General features: G+C 67.6%; 14 protein-coding genes and 3 pseudogenes. 7 read left to right on the top strand and 10 right to left on the bottom strand.

Annotated elements, in window-relative coordinates:
- Positions 1–893: 893 nt before the first annotated feature.
- Both K7396_RS18985 and K7396_RS18980 read right to left on the bottom strand, forming a co-directional pair.
- A complete protein-coding gene (locus tag K7396_RS18985; protein ID WP_086715261.1) occupies positions 894–1,457 on the bottom strand; it encodes a GNAT family N-acetyltransferase in 564 nt (187 codons plus the stop codon).
- 828 nt (positions 1,458–2,285) lie between these two features.
- A pseudogene (locus K7396_RS18980) lies at positions 2,286–2,477 on the bottom strand (replication initiator); the annotation flags it as partial.
- Between the two features lie 226 nt (positions 2,478–2,703).
- On the opposite strand from K7396_RS18980, the gene K7396_RS18975 reads away from it, so the two are divergent.
- Positions 2,704–2,940, top strand: coding sequence for a hypothetical protein (locus K7396_RS18975; RefSeq protein WP_086715259.1), 237 nt, complete (start codon positions 2,704–2,706; stop codon positions 2,938–2,940).
- Positions 2,941–3,255: 315 nt separating this feature from the next.
- Here the strand turns inward: K7396_RS18975 and K7396_RS18970 are convergent.
- Positions 3,256–3,679, bottom strand: a pseudogene (locus tag K7396_RS18970) (tyrosine-type recombinase/integrase); the annotation flags it as partial.
- Positions 3,680–3,933: 254 nt separating this feature from the next.
- Here K7396_RS18970 and K7396_RS18965 point away from each other — a divergent pair.
- Entirely contained in the window at positions 3,934–4,170 is a 237-nt protein-coding gene (locus K7396_RS18965; RefSeq protein ID WP_223660087.1) for a tectonin domain-containing protein, read from the top strand.
- A 646-nt stretch (positions 4,171–4,816) separates the two neighbouring features.
- Here the strand turns inward: K7396_RS18965 and K7396_RS18960 are convergent.
- From K7396_RS18960 to K7396_RS18940, 6 genes and pseudogenes are all read right to left on the bottom strand, one after another.
- Positions 4,817–4,980, bottom strand: a pseudogene (locus K7396_RS18960) (helix-turn-helix domain-containing protein); the annotation flags it as partial.
- Positions 4,981–5,126: 146 nt separating this feature from the next.
- The gene (locus tag K7396_RS18955; protein WP_086715257.1) at positions 5,127–6,629 is read right to left on the bottom strand and encodes an IPT/TIG domain-containing protein; all 1,503 of its coding nucleotides are present in this window, start codon (positions 6,627–6,629) and stop codon (positions 5,127–5,129) included.
- Positions 6,630–6,737: 108 nt separating this feature from the next.
- Complete coding sequence (locus tag K7396_RS35980) at positions 6,738–7,085, bottom strand: aromatic-ring hydroxylase C-terminal domain-containing protein (RefSeq protein ID WP_359489030.1); 348 nt, start codon at positions 7,083–7,085, stop codon at positions 6,738–6,740.
- Positions 7,069–7,488 carry an arsenate reductase ArsC gene (locus K7396_RS18950; protein ID WP_086715255.1) on the bottom strand — a complete coding sequence of 140 codons (420 nt, stop codon included), beginning with the start codon at positions 7,486–7,488 and terminating at the stop codon, positions 7,069–7,071. Before K7396_RS18950 ends, K7396_RS35980 begins: the two co-directional genes overlap by 17 nt.
- Positions 7,481–8,611, bottom strand: coding sequence for an ACR3 family arsenite efflux transporter (gene arsB / locus K7396_RS18945; RefSeq protein WP_086715252.1), 1,131 nt, complete (start codon positions 8,609–8,611; stop codon positions 7,481–7,483). The genes K7396_RS18950 and arsB overlap by 8 nt, the downstream gene beginning before the upstream one ends.
- Complete coding sequence (locus tag K7396_RS18940) at positions 8,608–9,015, bottom strand: ArsR/SmtB family transcription factor (protein WP_086715250.1); 408 nt, start codon at positions 9,013–9,015, stop codon at positions 8,608–8,610. Before K7396_RS18940 ends, arsB begins: the two co-directional genes overlap by 4 nt.
- A 79-nt stretch (positions 9,016–9,094) precedes the next feature.
- On the opposite strand from K7396_RS18940, the gene K7396_RS18935 reads away from it, so the two are divergent.
- Complete coding sequence (locus K7396_RS18935; protein WP_086715248.1) at positions 9,095–9,571, top strand: ArsI/CadI family heavy metal resistance metalloenzyme; 477 nt, start codon at positions 9,095–9,097, stop codon at positions 9,569–9,571.
- A gap of 923 nt (positions 9,572–10,494) precedes the next feature.
- Positions 10,495–10,998, top strand: a complete 504-nt coding sequence (locus tag K7396_RS18930) for a SigE family RNA polymerase sigma factor (protein ID WP_086715269.1) — start codon at positions 10,495–10,497, stop codon at positions 10,996–10,998.
- A 210-nt stretch (positions 10,999–11,208) separates the two neighbouring features.
- Here the strand turns inward: K7396_RS18930 and K7396_RS18925 are convergent, their stop codons facing one another.
- The gene (locus tag K7396_RS18925; protein WP_086715246.1) at positions 11,209–11,388 is read right to left on the bottom strand and encodes a hypothetical protein; all 180 of its coding nucleotides are present in this window, start codon (positions 11,386–11,388) and stop codon (positions 11,209–11,211) included.
- A 378-nt stretch (positions 11,389–11,766) separates the two neighbouring features.
- Here K7396_RS18925 and secY point away from each other — a divergent pair, with 378 nt between their 5' ends.
- From secY to K7396_RS18910, 3 genes are all read left to right on the top strand, one after another.
- Positions 11,767–13,074, top strand: a complete 1,308-nt coding sequence (gene secY, locus K7396_RS18920; RefSeq protein ID WP_086715244.1) for a preprotein translocase subunit SecY — start codon at positions 11,767–11,769, stop codon at positions 13,072–13,074.
- A 264-nt stretch (positions 13,075–13,338) separates the two neighbouring features.
- Complete coding sequence (locus K7396_RS18915; protein ID WP_086715242.1) at positions 13,339–13,686, top strand: PadR family transcriptional regulator; 348 nt, start codon at positions 13,339–13,341, stop codon at positions 13,684–13,686.
- A complete protein-coding gene (locus tag K7396_RS18910) occupies positions 13,683–14,399 on the top strand; it encodes a hypothetical protein (protein WP_086715240.1) in 717 nt (238 codons plus the stop codon). Before K7396_RS18915 ends, K7396_RS18910 begins: the two co-directional genes overlap by 4 nt.
- Positions 14,400–14,716: the final 317 nt, after the last annotated feature.

Here is a 14,716-nt window from a genome sequence, read left to right as displayed (position 1 = left end):
GCAGTGCCCGGAGCCCACACCGTGCGGGCTCCGTATCGCTGCGTTGATTGCCCGTCCGGAAACAAACACCGGAAATACGAAAACGCTCCGCCGTGTACGACAGCGAGCACGCTTGAAGTCTTGGGAACCACAACTGCAACTGAGATCGACGGTAGCACGGTACTGGCGGCCGTGCGCGGCACATGATCCCGACGCTTTCGAGAGGGTAAAAAACAACTACCGCCCCCGTGGCCATTTCTACAGTTGCGGTATGAGATATTCAGCACCGGCGCTCGCCTCTATTCGACCGGAAATGCGCCGCCCTCCTCGGCCACCGCCCAGGCTCCGCAGGCACGGGCCGGGCACCATCCGTGCCTGGCCGCACCGCGCCGGTACAGTTCGTGCCGCGCCGCGATGTGGCCCTGACAGTTGGGGAATCGTCCGACCCTGCCTGCAAGGGAATTTTGACGGCAAGCAGTCGCCTCCCGAAGGCGTCCGTGCCCTCCGCATGCCCCAACGAGCGGTGAATCACGGTCAATACGGGTCCCCACCGACCCTCTTCACTCTGCCCCACGGCAAGCGTTTGCGCAGGTCAGATCCGCAATGGCGCGTACACGCCCCGTTGATTCCCAAGCTCAGAGCGCGGGTTCGATTCCCGTCACCCGCTCCATAGTTGAGGCCCAGGTCAGCGACCTGGGCCTTGTTCGTTGTCCATCGAGGCTGCTGGCAGGGTAGGGCTGCCGTGTCAGCGCCGCGGCTACTGCTGCCGGCCCGGTCGCTGATCGCCCAGTAAGGGGTGTCGTCGACGGTAACCGACAGTCCGTGGCGGGCCTCGGGTTCACCCTGGTACGGCTCCTGCCGTGCCAGCTACCGGTTCCGATGAGCATGGATGCAGAACGGCGTTCACGCCGTGGCTACTGCTGCTTCCACTGCTCCTTGGTGATCTCGTACCGTACGCCTCCATGCTCGGAGCCCTCGACCATCCCCATGTCGGACGGAGTGGGGATGGTGCCCACGAGCGTCATTTCAAGCTTCTCCATGATGTTGCGCGAACCGTGGTTCACGGACATCGTCTCAGCCCAGACCATGCGCACACCAAGCTCCGTGAACGCCTTGCCCACCAAGGCCCGCGAGCCCTCGGTGGCATAGCCCTTGCCCCAAGCCGCCTGCCGCAGCCGGTAACCGAGTTCGACTTCGTCCAGCGGGCCCTCCGGCTCGGGACGCAGGATGAACCAGCCGATGAACGCGCCACCGTCCTTCTCGTGCGCGGCGAACAGCCCGAGGTCGCCGCCCCACTTCTCGTAGCCGGCGAGGATTCTCGGCAGGTAGCGCTCGCGGACGACCTCAGGAGCGGTCGGATTGCCGCCGGTCAGGTAGCGCATCACTGCCGGGTCACTGTCCAGCTCGATCAGCAGGTCCGCGTCATCGGCAGTGAAGCGGCGCAGGGCCAGGCGCTCGGTCTCCAGGTAGGTGTCCACGAGTCGATCGTGCCTGAAGCAAGTCGGGCAGCCCAACGGTTTTCCTCGGCACCTCGGGGGACTTGCCAAGATGTCGCAGGCTGTAGAGACGGGTGCACCCTGGCGCCGGCCCGTTCCCCGTTGCCTCCAAGGATCGGTCGCTTTCCTGGCCAAGGCTCCGGTCAGCGGCGGCACCAGCAGCAGCAGGACGGGCTGCCTTACGTACGAGCGCGGAGGTCGTTTACAGGCCACGGCGCCATGTGCCCTCAGTCCCGCGGTGACGAGGCCGACGAGCAGGCCGAGGATCTGCGGTTGGTGGTCGGGGGGCAGTCGCTGAAGCCGTACGCTCCAGCCATAGGTCCGTGTCGAGGTATGGCATGCCGCCGGCCCAGTAGTACAGCCCATTGCGCACACAATCGGCCTACACTCAGCAGCAGTACCGCGGCACCCCAGCGGCCCCGCCTCTGCTGGATCGCTCCCACGGCCCAGCCACGCCGTTCGTCGTGCCAGTACCGTGCCAGATGAGGCGGTCAACAAGGGTCAACAAGGGCCAGAGATTCAACCGCGCATACCCACCCCAGTCACGGCGTCTCTGCTGGTCAGGAAGCTGTTGGCCATCCGAAAGCCCCCTGATTCCCAAGCTCAGAGCGCGGGTTCGATTCCCGTCACCCGCTCCATAGTTGAGGCCCAGGTCGGAGACCTGGGCCTTGTTCGTTGTCTGGACCGGGCTAAGCGTCGCGCACCAGATCCGCACCAGAAGGCTCACCGGAAGGCTTCTGGCGAGCCTTGCTGCGGGCTGCCCGCACCAGACCGTCCAGCCCACTCGCGACTTCCTGTTGCCGCTCCAGGGAAGGTCCGGGTGGGCTGGTCGCCGGCAGCCGGGGCCGTGACCGAGGTGTACGGGTGCGTGGCGGCGGCGCGGATCGAGTCGGTCAGCAGGTCGACGCTTGCCCAGGACGGCGGCGGTGTTCCGGGGCCGTCCGGTCCGTCGATGCGGATCACCGCGCGGAAGTGGAGGGCGCCGCGCTTCTGGAACTCGGCGCCCGATATTGCCGCACGTCCAGGGGCCTGTCCGATGGGTCGCGCGACTTACGAGCGCCCCTCGGCGAAGCTGACCGTTGGGTGGTCGCCGGGATGACGCGGTAGCCGGGGCGCTCCGCGGCCCCTCCAGGTCGCGGCCCTGTTCGAGTCTCTGACTATGCTGACCGCTGCGCGGTGGGTGCGAGACGGTTGCGCCACTCCGGTTGCTCTTGGGAGAGGTGTGGGTGTGGCCAAGCCTGTGCGTGCGGCTGTCGGGAAGGTGTGGATCAAGTGCACTTTCTGTCAGGGCGATCTGTTTCGGGACCGTGAGGTGAAGCTCAACAGCTCCGGCATGGAGCTCATGAACTTCGGCTGGGCGAACGAGTCGGCGACCGGGCTGATCTGCTGGAGCTGCGGCTATGTGCACCTGTTCGTGAACAGAGACCTCGAACTGTACAAAGTGAAGAAAGAAGACAAGGGCTGATGTAAGTCCCGCTCGCAGGTGGTCGGCGAACGTAGGCCCTCCATAGGAGCTGTCCGGTGGGTCATGGGGTGACTCACCGGAGGCGCCCCAGCGCACCAGAAGCGCACCAGTTGGGGCGGAGAACCACGGTCAACAGTGGTTCGACCCCGGGGTTCGCAGCAGTGCCACAGCGAGCCGTTTCTCCTGGTCAGCGCCCATAAGCGAGCCAAACCGCCGGTGATTCCCAAGCTCAGAGCGCGGGTTCGATTCCCGTCACCCGCTCCAGAGTTGAGGCCCAGGTCAGTGACCTGGGCCTTGTTTGTTGTCCGGACCAGTTCAGGCGTCGCACAGCAGATCAGCACCAGCAGGCTTCTGGCGGGCCTTGCTGCGAGCGGCCCGCACGAGGCCGTCCAGCCCGCTCGCGACTTCCTGCTGTCGCTCAAGATCCGAGTGCTGGTGGATCAGCGCGGCCCTCTCCGACGTCTGGCCGGCGCGGACCGTCGTGTCCTTGAGGGTGGCCCCGGATCGGGTCGCCAGGGGGTGGCCGGTGTGCCACCGGCCGTAGAAGCGGAAGCCCTCCGGCATGCCGACGAGTGCCCGCACCTTGCGCCACTTCCGCCCGGAGGTGGACCGCCGGTACGGCTTGCCCCTCTCCTCCACACACGGCAGTCCGTCCCGAACCTTCTCCGCGTACCAGTCGAGGGGCGTCGAGGAAGGCCGGCAGGACCACAAGTCGCATACCCGCAACCGTGTTTGGCGGCACGGCGCGGCGCACCCGTCGGCCGGGGCCGCCTTCCAGGCGATGCGAAAGCAGCGGCCATGTGAGTTACGGCGTTTCCGGTCTCCTGCTTGCGGTGGGGGCGCGCCGAACCTTGGAGACACTAGGCACGAAAGCAAACAAACAGCGATTTTTAGATTATCTCCGCAGTCAATCCGCATATCCAGCTGTTTGGGTCGACCTGTCGAGCACCAGATTCCTCCTTGCAACGTTCGAGCCAAGGAGGGGACACGAACATGGCTGACTGGAAGCAGATCTCCGGTGGTCTCACAACGATCTCGGTCGGGTCCAGGACCCACGTGTGGGGAGTCAACTCCCTCGGCCAGATGTACCGATACACCGGACACGACTCCAACCCCTGGATCGGCATCCCCGGCAAAGCCGTGGACATCGGCGTCGCCGCCGACGGCACCGTCTGGCACGTCAACTCGGGCGGGGGGATCTACCGCTACACCGGAGACCAGCCGAGCTGACCCCTAGCTGCGGCCAGGAGGCCACGGACGACAAGGCACTGGCGGGGCGATGGGGAAGTCCCCGAATTCGCGCCAACGTTGTGTGCGCGGTCCGACGGTACGGCGGTTTCCTGGGAACCATCCTTCATCACTGATCGGCGGCCAAAGGCGCCACCCCACAAGTATCGCGAACGACCGTGCCCCGTCCGTGCCCTTCAGCCCGGTCAACACCGGTCACGAGGGGCACGACGGGACACCACCGGAGGACCACGAAAGCAGCATTTCGCCAGGTCAGCACTGAATGAACAGCCAAAGCCCCATTGATTCCCAAGCTCAGAGCGCGGGTTCGATTCCCGTCACCCGCTCCATATGCAAGCCCCAGGTCAGGGCCCCGGGGCTTGTTCGTTGTCCGGCCCTCTCCGGGGTGGGCATGCCCTCCGCGTGCCCGATGGCGCCAAAACGCCCCGGGCGGACGGGGCCTGACACCCCGCCCGCGTCCCGGGAACGTGCACCCATCTCGGATCGCGCGACGCATTCTTCGTGGCCTGCGCCACAGGCCTGGCTCGTGCGTGCGAATTCGCTTGCCCGAAGGGGGAGTTGCCCGCCAGGCCGAACGCGTCGGCCACGGCACCACCGCCCTGCCGGCCAGGGCCGCTGCGCAACGGGAAGCGGATTCACCCCAGAGGGCAGCACGGCGCTCAGGCACGGGGATGTGGCGTCGCACGCAGGGCGGGCGGTCTGCAGCGCGATTCCCGCGTCGCCGAAGGCAACAGCCGCGCTGACGCCGTGCGGGGCCACGTTGGTCGGGCTGAAATTCGCCCAGTCGTCGGGGCCCGCCATCAGCATCAGCTCTGGAAGCCGGCTCGCCGCAGGTCGGATGCTCCTGCGGCGATCCTTGCCCGGGCACAGGTCGGCCGGGCGGCGGCAGGGGCCCGGGGCTACTCAACGGCGCCAAGCGGGAACGGGGCGTGCGGGCGCTAGCGTCCGGTGTAGGTGAACTCGTCGTCCGGGCTGGTGGGAGAGGTGGCCTTGCCGACCGTCACGGTGATGTTCACCGTCTGTTGGACGTCGAGCAGACCGGGCGCTGTTGCGGTGAGCTGGCGGGGGGAGACGAACGTGACCGAGTCGGATGCCTTGTCCTTGAAGTGCACGGTGGCGCCCTGGGCGAAGCCCTCGCCGTTGATGGTGACCGGGGTGCCGACCTTTCCGCTGGTCGGGCTGACCGAACTGACCACTACAGGTGCGGGTCCGCCGTAGGCGAACTGACTCATGGGGATTGCCGCGGAGGTGCCGAGGGTGTTGGTGACGCGGACGTGGACGACGCCTGTTCCGGTGGGGACCTTGGCGGTGATCTTGAGGCCGGAGGGGTCGATGGTGGGCGGCTCGGTGCAGGCGAAGCGGCCGAAGTCGACCATGCTGTCCTTACTGAAACCCGTGCCGTTGATGGTCACCGTGTCGCCTGCCGCGCCGAAGGTGGGGCTCAGGTCGGTCACCACCGGCGGGGAAGGCACGTCAGGTGCCCCCACCAGGTCCAGGTAGGTGGAGTTGGCGTGCTGGTAGGCGACCTGGCCGAGGAAGTCCTGCATGGTCTTGCGGATCAGCTTCTCGGAAAAGCTCGTGTATCCGGTGTTCATCAGGCAGAGCGTGCCGGGCTGGACGTAGACGTTGCCGTTGGTGCGCCTGGCGATCTTCCCGATGAGCAGCTTCACTTCTTCGGTCGCCTGCGGTCCCGGGCTCGGGTACCAGTCGGCGGTGGTGTCGAGATCGGCCCACGCGTGCGGTACCAGGTCGTAGGCGTTGTTCTGGCGCTCGTCGATGACCCACGGAATGGAGTCGAAGTAGTCGACGAAGCTCTGCACGCCGGCGGTGGGAGCGGCGTAGGTCATCACCGCGAACTTCGGCTGGTTCGTCCAGGTCTGTGCCTGCAGGTAGGGCGCGAGCATGCTGGCGATGCAACCGCCCAGGCTGTGGCCGGTCAGATAGACGGTCGGCTGTGGCGAGGAGGGCGCCGCCTTGAGCGCGACGGAGAGCGCCTGAGCGAGCGTGACGTTCGGGGAGGGAGAGGCGATCGAGCGGGCGGTGACCACTCGTGTGAACGCGTCCTTTGCCCCCTTGGAAACGTAGATGGGCTTCGGCGATCCGCTTTCGGGGAACTGGACGACCGTGCCGACTTCGAGGTCTTCGAGGATGTCGGTCCAATCGGCGTCCGTTCCGCGAGCGACCACGGCGAACTCGTTCGAGCCGCTGGTGCTCCGTACGAGGTAGGCCATATTGGCGTTGGCCTCGCTCAGGGCCAGCCACACCAGCTCCCACGAGTCCTGCGTCGCAAGGCGGGGATCGCTCAGTTGCGCGTCGATGCCGCTGATGATGCGTTTGGTCTGCTGCTCCAGGGATTCCCCGGACGGACGCGGGGTGGCCCCGGTGGCTGCAAGGGCGGCCAGGGTCATGTTCACCTGGGAGATTGTCGGGTCGAGTGCCATCGTCGTTCCTGCTCCTCGGATGTTTTGCCGGTGCGGAGGGGGGACGGCCTTTCGACAGCATGCGGGCAGATCTGTGCCGAACCGACCGTCAGAGTGGATCGCACACCATCAGACCTTCCCTCTGTGTTGCCCGGTGCTTTTCCTGCCTGCAGGTTGACCAGGTTCACCTTTCTGGCCGTTCGTCGTGCACGTGTGCGGTTCGCCGGGCCAGGTGCGCAGCGCGGTCGCGAGAGCTGCGGTGTCCGCGGACAGGTCCGGGGCGCCGGCCCAGGCGACGATGCCGTCGGAACGGATGAGCGCGGCCGACAGATCGCCGCGGTCGGCAGGGTGTGTGGCCACCACGGTCGACAGGCGGTCCCGCCATCCGGCCGCATCCGGGAAGCGCGGGCACAGGTCTCCCCAGTGATCACGCTCCGGCGTCAGCGGCCTGGCGGCCTGCTCATGCCTGTCCCTCAAGGGCGATCTCGTCGAGCAGTCCGCGAATCCGCTGCTCGGTCTCGTCGCGGATGGGGCGCACGGCTTCGACGCCCTGCCCGGCCGGGTCGGGCACCTGCCAGTCGAGGTACCGCTTACCGGGGAAGACCGGGCAGGTGTCGCCGCAGCCCATGGTGATCACGACGTCGGATGCCTGTACGGCCTCGACGGTGAGCACCTTGGGCACCTCGGCCGAGACGTCGATTCCCACCTCGGCCATCGCCGCGACAACGGCCGGGTTCAGGGTGTCGGCGGGGGCGGACCCGGCGGACCGCACCTGTACGCGGTCGCCCGCAAGGTGCGTGAGGAACGCGGCGGCCATCTGCGAGCGGCCGGCGTTGTGGACGCAGACGAACAGCACGGAGGGCAGGGCGGTGTCAGACATGCGCGGGGTCTTCCTCGGTCAGGGACGTGCGGGCGGTGAAGAAGCGCCGGGCGTACAGCGCGACGTAGACGAGGCCGATCAGCACAGGCACCTCGATGAGCGGGCCGACCACTCCGGCGAGGGCCTGTCCGGAGGCGGCGCCGAAGGTGGCGATGGCTACCGCGATGGCCAGCTCGAAGTTGTTGCCGGCGGCCGTGAACGCGAGTGTCGTCGCACGCGGGTAGTCCAAGCCGACCGAGCGCCCCAGTGCCATGGATCCGGCCCACATGAGAGCGAAGTACACAAGCAGCGGCAGCGCGATGCGGGCGACGTCGAGCGGTTGCGAGGTGATCGCGTCGCCTTGCAGCGCGAAGAGAATGACGATCGTGAAGAGCAGGCCGTACAGGGCGAACGGCCCGATGCGCGGGATCAGCGTGGACTCGTACCAGGTGCGTCCCTTGGCCTTTTCTCCGATGCGGCGGGTGAGGTAGCCGGCGGCGAGCGGGATGCCGAGGAAGATCAGCACGCTGCGGGCGATCTCCCATACGGACACGTCCCCAAGCTCTCGGCTCCGCTCGAGCAGGGGAGACCCCAACCCGCCGGACTGCTCAAGGCCGAGCCACCCCGGCAGCACGGACAGGTAGAACCAGCCGAGCGCCGAGAATGCGATCACCTGGAACACCGAGTTCAGCGCGACCAGAACGGCGGCGGCCTCACGGTCGCCGCACGCGAGGTCGTTCCAGATGATGACCATGGCGATACAGCGGGCCAGCCCGACGATGATCAGGCCAGTGCGGTACTCGGGCAGATCGGGAAGGAACAGCCACCCCAGCGCGAACATGAGCGCCGGGCCGACGAGCCAGTTCAGCAGGAGCGAGGGCAGCAGCAGCCGACGGTCACGGGTGACGGTGTCGAGCCGGTCGTAACGCACCTTGGCGAGGACCGGGTACATCATCACGAGCAGACCGAGCGCGATCGGCAGCGATACCCCCGTGACAGTCACCTTGGCGAGAGCATCCCCGAGGCCGGGCACGAGGCGCCCGAGGCCAAGGCCGAGCGCCATCGCGGCGAGAATCCACACGGCGAGGTAGCGGTCGAGGAAGGACAGCCGGCCCGCGACCGCCTTCTCGGACGCGGCACTCACGCGCTCACCCCGTCCGCCTCGGCACGGGCGGGCAGCGGCTCGCCCGCGGGACGCGTGAGGATGCCCGCGAGGCGGTCGGTCATCTCGGGCAGCAGCCAGTAGTAGACCCACGTACCCCGCCGCTCGCAGTCGATGAGTCCGGCCTGCCGAAGCAGCTTGAGGTGATGCGAGATCGTCGGCTGCGACAGGTCGAACGCGGGAGTGAGGTCACACACGCACACCTCGCCGCCGGCCTTCGAAGCGATCATCGACAGCAGCCGGAGCCGCACCGGATCGCCCAGGGCCTTGAACACCTTCGACAGTTCCACGGCCTGGCCCTCATCGAGCGGGGCCGAAAGCAGGCCGGGGCAGCATTCACCGGCTTCGCTGGTCCGCTCGATCACCACGAGCTCCTGATTCGACATTTCTCTATGTTGACGTTTCTCGAATCAGGACGCAACCTTGAATCGACAGACATCAATGCAAGCCGATCGGAGTCTCGCCATGTCACGTGCACAGCTCGCCCTGCGCGTCAGCGACCTCGAAGCGTCGATCACCTTCTACTCGAAGCTGTTCGGCACCGAGCCGGCCAAGCGACGCGAGGGTTACGCCAACTTCGCCCTCACCGAGCCACCGCTCAAGCTCGTGTTGATCGAGGGCGAGCCCGGACAGGAGACCCGCCTCGACCATCTCGGCGTGGAGGTCGCGTCCACGGACCAGGTGACGGCCGCCACCACCCGCCTCAAGGACGCCGGCCTCGCCACATTCGAGGAGAACGACACCTCCTGCTGCTACGCCCTCCAGGACAAGGTGTGGGTGCACGGCCCCGGCAAGGAGCCGTGGGAGGTCTACGTCGTCAAGGCCGACGCCGACGCACTCGGCACGAGCGCCGACCCGTCCGCAAGCACCGGCGGTGACGCCTGCTGTGCGAGCAAGACCGTCGACGCAGAGCCCGTCGCGGGTTGCGCCTGCGGTAGCTGATGCCCGGCACTCCCCCCCGGCAACAGCTGCACCCAGGAGGCACCGGACGAGAAGGACCCGGCATGACGATGCAGGAGCCCCCGACTCGCTGCGCCGGCCTTGCCTGCGCGACCCCGCCCGCACGGCGGGCTTCCGGAAGCCAACTTTCTTCACCGACCAGCGCCCGGAACACTGCACGAAAAGGCGTCACGAATGCCCGTGCCCCATCCGTGCCCTTCAGCCCGGTCAACAACGGTCACGAGGGGCACGAAAGGGCACCGTCGGACGACACCACTAAGCAGCGTTTCCACAGGTCAGAGCCGGATGCTCGCTCCAGGACCCATTGATTCCCGAGCTCAGAGCGCGGGTTCGATTCCCGTCACCCGCTCCATAGTTGAGGCCCAGGTCGGAGACCTGGGCCTTGTTTGTTGTCCGGGCCGGGCTGGGCGTCGCGCACCGGACCGGCAGGGTACGACGTCGTCGACCATCTGTGCCAGGTGTACATGTGGCGGCACATGATGGGGGCCGGCGGTGTCCCTGCTGCTCGACGGAATGGCCTTCCTCGGCGCCTGCGTACTGATCGCCCTGGAGAACTGACCGCTTCAGCTGAGGGCTGTCCCGTAAAAGATCTCCGGAGCTCCGCGGTGGGCTACCCCATGACCGCACGGACTGTGTCGAGAAACGCCCCCCGCCGTCAGCGCGGTCAGGCCGAACTCCCGGCTTGGAAGGAGGAACGCCATGCCTCCCCGCAGGCGCCTCGGTCTGACGCGCCCACCACCCGCAAACATCCCGTCTGACCTGCCGACGCCGACCCGGACAAGTCGCGCCGTGGCACGGCCGGGATGGCGGGCGTGAGCCATGTCACTTGTCGGGGTGCATAGCAGGGCAGGGGCCAGTGTCTTTATTGAGGGTGTAGGGGCGTGTTGAGGTGAGGGGTGACGCTGATGGGGCAGTTGCGGGCCGATGAGTTCGACCGGTTCGTGGCGGCTCGGTGGTCGGCGTTGCTTCACCTGTCGCGGCTTTTCACCGGCGGAGACCGGCACCGGGCCGAGGATCTGCTGCAGGAAGCGCTCGTCAAACTGTGGTTTGCCTGGCCGAAGGTGGCCGAGCAGGCGCCCGAGGCGTATGTGCGCAGGGTCCTGGCCCGTGCTGCGGCTCGCTCGGCACGGCGTCGCTGGTGGGGCGAGCACCCTGTGGACCAGCTGCCCGACCCGCCCGAGGTGGCAGATGAGACCGCTGCCGTGGACGAACAGACCCGGTTGGAGGCCGTGTTGGCGTTGTTGCCGGCGCGGCAGCGGGCTGCGGTGGTGCTGCGCTACTACCAGGACCTGCCCGAGCGGGATGTCGCGGAGGTGCTGGGCTGTCCGGTGGGTACCGCCCGTTCACTGACAACCCGCGGCGTCGCACGGTTGCGTCAGCTTCTGGCTGAGGCAGAGCCGGTGGAGTGAAGAGGGAGCTATGGATCACTTCGAGCAGGAGCTGGCGCGGATGATGCGCGACAGCCAGGAGGACACGCTTTACGAGGACCGGCACCGAGACCGGCTGCACGCCGGCGTTCGCGCACGCCGGCGGGCTCGGGCAGCCTGGGCGGCCACCGGATCCGTGCTGACCGTTGCCGGACTCGGAGTCGGACTGATGGTCCTGCCGAGTTCCTTCGCTCAGGACGACTCCACCGGGCCCCAGCACCGTCCCGGCACCCCCGCGGAGTCGGTCCCGATGCCGTCGACGCCCCGCCCCGTGCCCAGTACCACGGAGGCGCCGATGCCGACCTGCACGTCTGTCACCCGGCCGGTGCCGATGCCGTATCGCCCCTCGTCCTCCGGTCCTTCGATGCCCACCCGTACGTCACCCCCCGGGCCGGTTCCGATGCCGAGCTGCGCCTCAACTACCGGTCCGGTGCCGATGCCGTACCGTCCCTCAACTGCCGAGCCGGTTCCGACGCCGACACGAACCTCGACTGCCAGGTAGCGCCCTGGCCGCGTTCAAGCGGTCCCGATGGGTGTGCAAGGAAGCCCGGTGTCCGTGCACCTGGGCGAGGGGGAGACGGCGACGTCGTCTGCGCGCGCACCGCGCCCTGGGCAACCAAGCCGGCCACAAAATCCTGCCTCGGAACCCCTCGTGCGGGCGAGTTCCGCGCAGTACAGCCGCTACGTATTCGTTGATCCTCAAGACCGTCGCCTCCCGGCCCCAAAGTGGCGGGAGGCGCAGGAGGCACCGTGCTCACCGCGTTCGCCCGAGCGTTCAAGACGCCCGACCTGCGCAAGAAGCTGCTGTTCACGTTGGGCGTCATCGTGCTCTACCGGATCGGGGTGCACATCCCGGTCCCAGGGGTGAACTACGCGAACGTCGAGTTCTGCATGGATCGGACCCACGCCAACAGCGGGTTGTTCGGCCTGGTGAACATGTTCAGTGGTGGTGCGCTGCTGCAGATCACGATTCTCGCGCTGGGGATCATGCCGTACATCACGGCGAGCATCATCCTCCAGCTGCTGACCGTGGTGATCCCGCGGCTGGAGGCCCTCAAGAAGGAGGGACAGTCCGGCCAGGCGAAGATCACCCAGTACACCCGCTATCTGACCGTGGCGCTCGCGGCCCTGGAGGGCACCGCGCTGGTGAGCGCAGCCCGCGCCGGTTCGCTCTTCCAGGGCTGCACTCGCCAGATCGTGCCCGACGACTCGGCCTTCACCACCATCACGATGGTCATCACCATGACCGCCGGCACCTGCCTGACCATGTGGCTCGGTGAGCTGGTCACCGACCGCGGCATCGGCAACGGCATGTCGATCCTGATGTTCATCTCGATCGCCGCCCGCTTCCCGGGCGCGCTGTGGCAGGTCAAGCTCACCGGCAAGCTCGCCGGCGGCTGGATCGAGTTCTTCGCGGTGATCCTGGTGGGCCTGGCGATGGTCGCCCTGGTGGTCTTCGTCGAGCAGGCCCAGCGGCGCATCCCCGTGCAGTACGCGAAGCGCATGATCGGGCGCCGGTCCTACGGCGGTACGTCCACCTACATCCCGCTCAAGGTGAACCAGGCGGGTGTGGTTCCCGTCATCTTCGCGTCGTCACTGCTCTCCGTCCCGGCGCTCATCGCACAGTTCAGCGGGTCGAAGGCGGCCTGGGCGACCTGGACCGCCACCGTCTTCACCAAGGGAGACCACCCTGTTTACCTCACCGCGTACGTCTTGTTGATCGTGTTCTTCGCCTTCTTCTACGTGGCCATCAGCTTCAACCCCGAAGAAGTCGCCGACAACATGAAGACGCACGGTGGCTTCGTCCCGGGTATCCGGGCCGGTCGCCCGACGGCCGGGTACCTCAGCTACGTGCTCAACCGGATCACGTGGCCGGGCTCGCTGTACCTGGGGCTGATCGCGCTCGTACCAACAGTGGAGTTGGTGCTTTTCCATGCGAACCAGAACTTCCCGTTCGGCGGGACGAGCATCCTCATCATCGTGAGTGTGGGCCTGGAGACCGTGAAACAGATCGAGAGCCAGCTTCAGCAGCGCAACTACGAAGGGTTCCTCCGCTGATGCGAATCCTCCTCGTCGGACCCCCGGGGGCCGGCAATCAACGATGGTGACAGCCCCCGTTGATTCCCAGGCTCGGAGCGCGGATTCGATTCCCGTCACCCGCTCCACAGTTGAGGCCCAGGTCAGCGACCTGGGCCTTGTTTGCTGTCCGGACCGGGCCACCAGGGTCACGACGACCGGTCGTCGGCCCGTGACCAAACGGCGGCACTATCGTGCACCGCACTAGCTTGCAGTGCATGAATCATGCTGTGTACGGTACCGGCCATGGAAGAGACATCCGCCCCCCGCGCCCAGTGGCTGCGAGGGGTACTGGATATGTGCCTGCTGTCCTTGATGGCGGAGGGCCCGGTCTACGGCTACGAGATGACCGTCCGGCTCGCCAAGGCCGGGCTCGACGTCGCGGACGGCTCGATCTACCCGGCGCTGGCGCGCCTGCGGAAGCGCGAACTGGTCGAGATCGAGCGCCGCAGCGGGGGCGGGGGCCCCGCCCGCACCTACTACCGGCCCAGCGAAGCGGGCCTCCGGCTGCTCCGGTCCTGGAGCCGCGACTGGGGCGAATTCGCCATGAGCATCGACACCATCGTCGGCCCACCCGGGCGGGAGAAATCATGACACTGACGGTCGAGGACGCCCTACAGAAGGCCACGGAGACGTGGCGCCGTCTCGGCATCGCGCAGGACACGGCCGACGAGATGACTGAGGAGCTGGCCGCGGACCTGGCCGCGGCCGCCTCGGACGGCCGGTCGGTCACGGACTACCTCGGCGGGGACGTCGAGGCGCTGGCCACCTCCTGGGCGGACGAACGCGGTCTGCGGCCGGCGCACCGGCACCTGAAGGAGACCGCCGTCGCGGCGGCCCAGGGCGCCGCTCTGCCCGCCCTTGCCGCCGTCGCCTTCTGGTACGTGTGCTGGTCCCACCTCCTCGACCCCAGCGGCGAATCCCTGACCACCACGGCCGACGGACAGGTACTGAGGGAGGTGCACACGTTCGCCAACCCCGGCGTCGCGTTGATGTGGGTGGGCCTGCCCGTGTGCGCGCTTGCCGCCTTCTTCCTGGTCCGGCGGGCCGTGCGCCTGACGCTCCGCTACCACCACGCCGCTGCGACCGACGCGACCGTGCCGGCCCTGACCAAGGCGCTTCCCGTCATTCTCGTGGCGGCGGCCGGGCTGGGCGTCGCCCTCGGCTTCTTCGGGTCCTACGCGGTGGGGTACTTCCAGCTCCTGTTCACCGTCCCCGCCGCGCTGGCCGCAATGATCGGCGCCACCGCCGCCGGCGCCGCCTGGGTCCGCCACCGCACCTGCCCGAGCGCGGCCGCCATCGGCTGAACCACAGACCGCGGGAGGCCCAGGTCGCCGACCTGGGCCTGGTTCGTGGTCCGGGCCGTTTCGCGCCCGCGTGCCATTCGCGTGACCTGACCCATCGACTGACGCGCCGACTTGGCACCCGCGACCCCTTGGCGGCGAGGTGATCATGGATGCCGTTGCTGGTGGGGCGACGGTCCGTGCGTCGTGACGCCGCAGCTGTCCAGCCGGCGCTGCGGAGAGCCACCGAGGCCGGCTCCAGCGGATCGGCCGACGGGCCGGGCTCGGCTGCTGCGACGGCTTCGGAGGCCGGTGCGATCCTTGAAGGAGGAATCTCTGGC

Origin of the sequence: Streptomyces angustmyceticus, from assembly GCF_019933235.1 — a bacterium.
Lineage (GTDB): Bacteria > Actinomycetota > Actinomycetes > Streptomycetales > Streptomycetaceae > Streptomyces > Streptomyces angustmyceticus.
The sequence above is the reverse complement of the archived record's forward strand: the minus strand, read 5'-3'. Positions and strand labels throughout refer to the sequence as shown.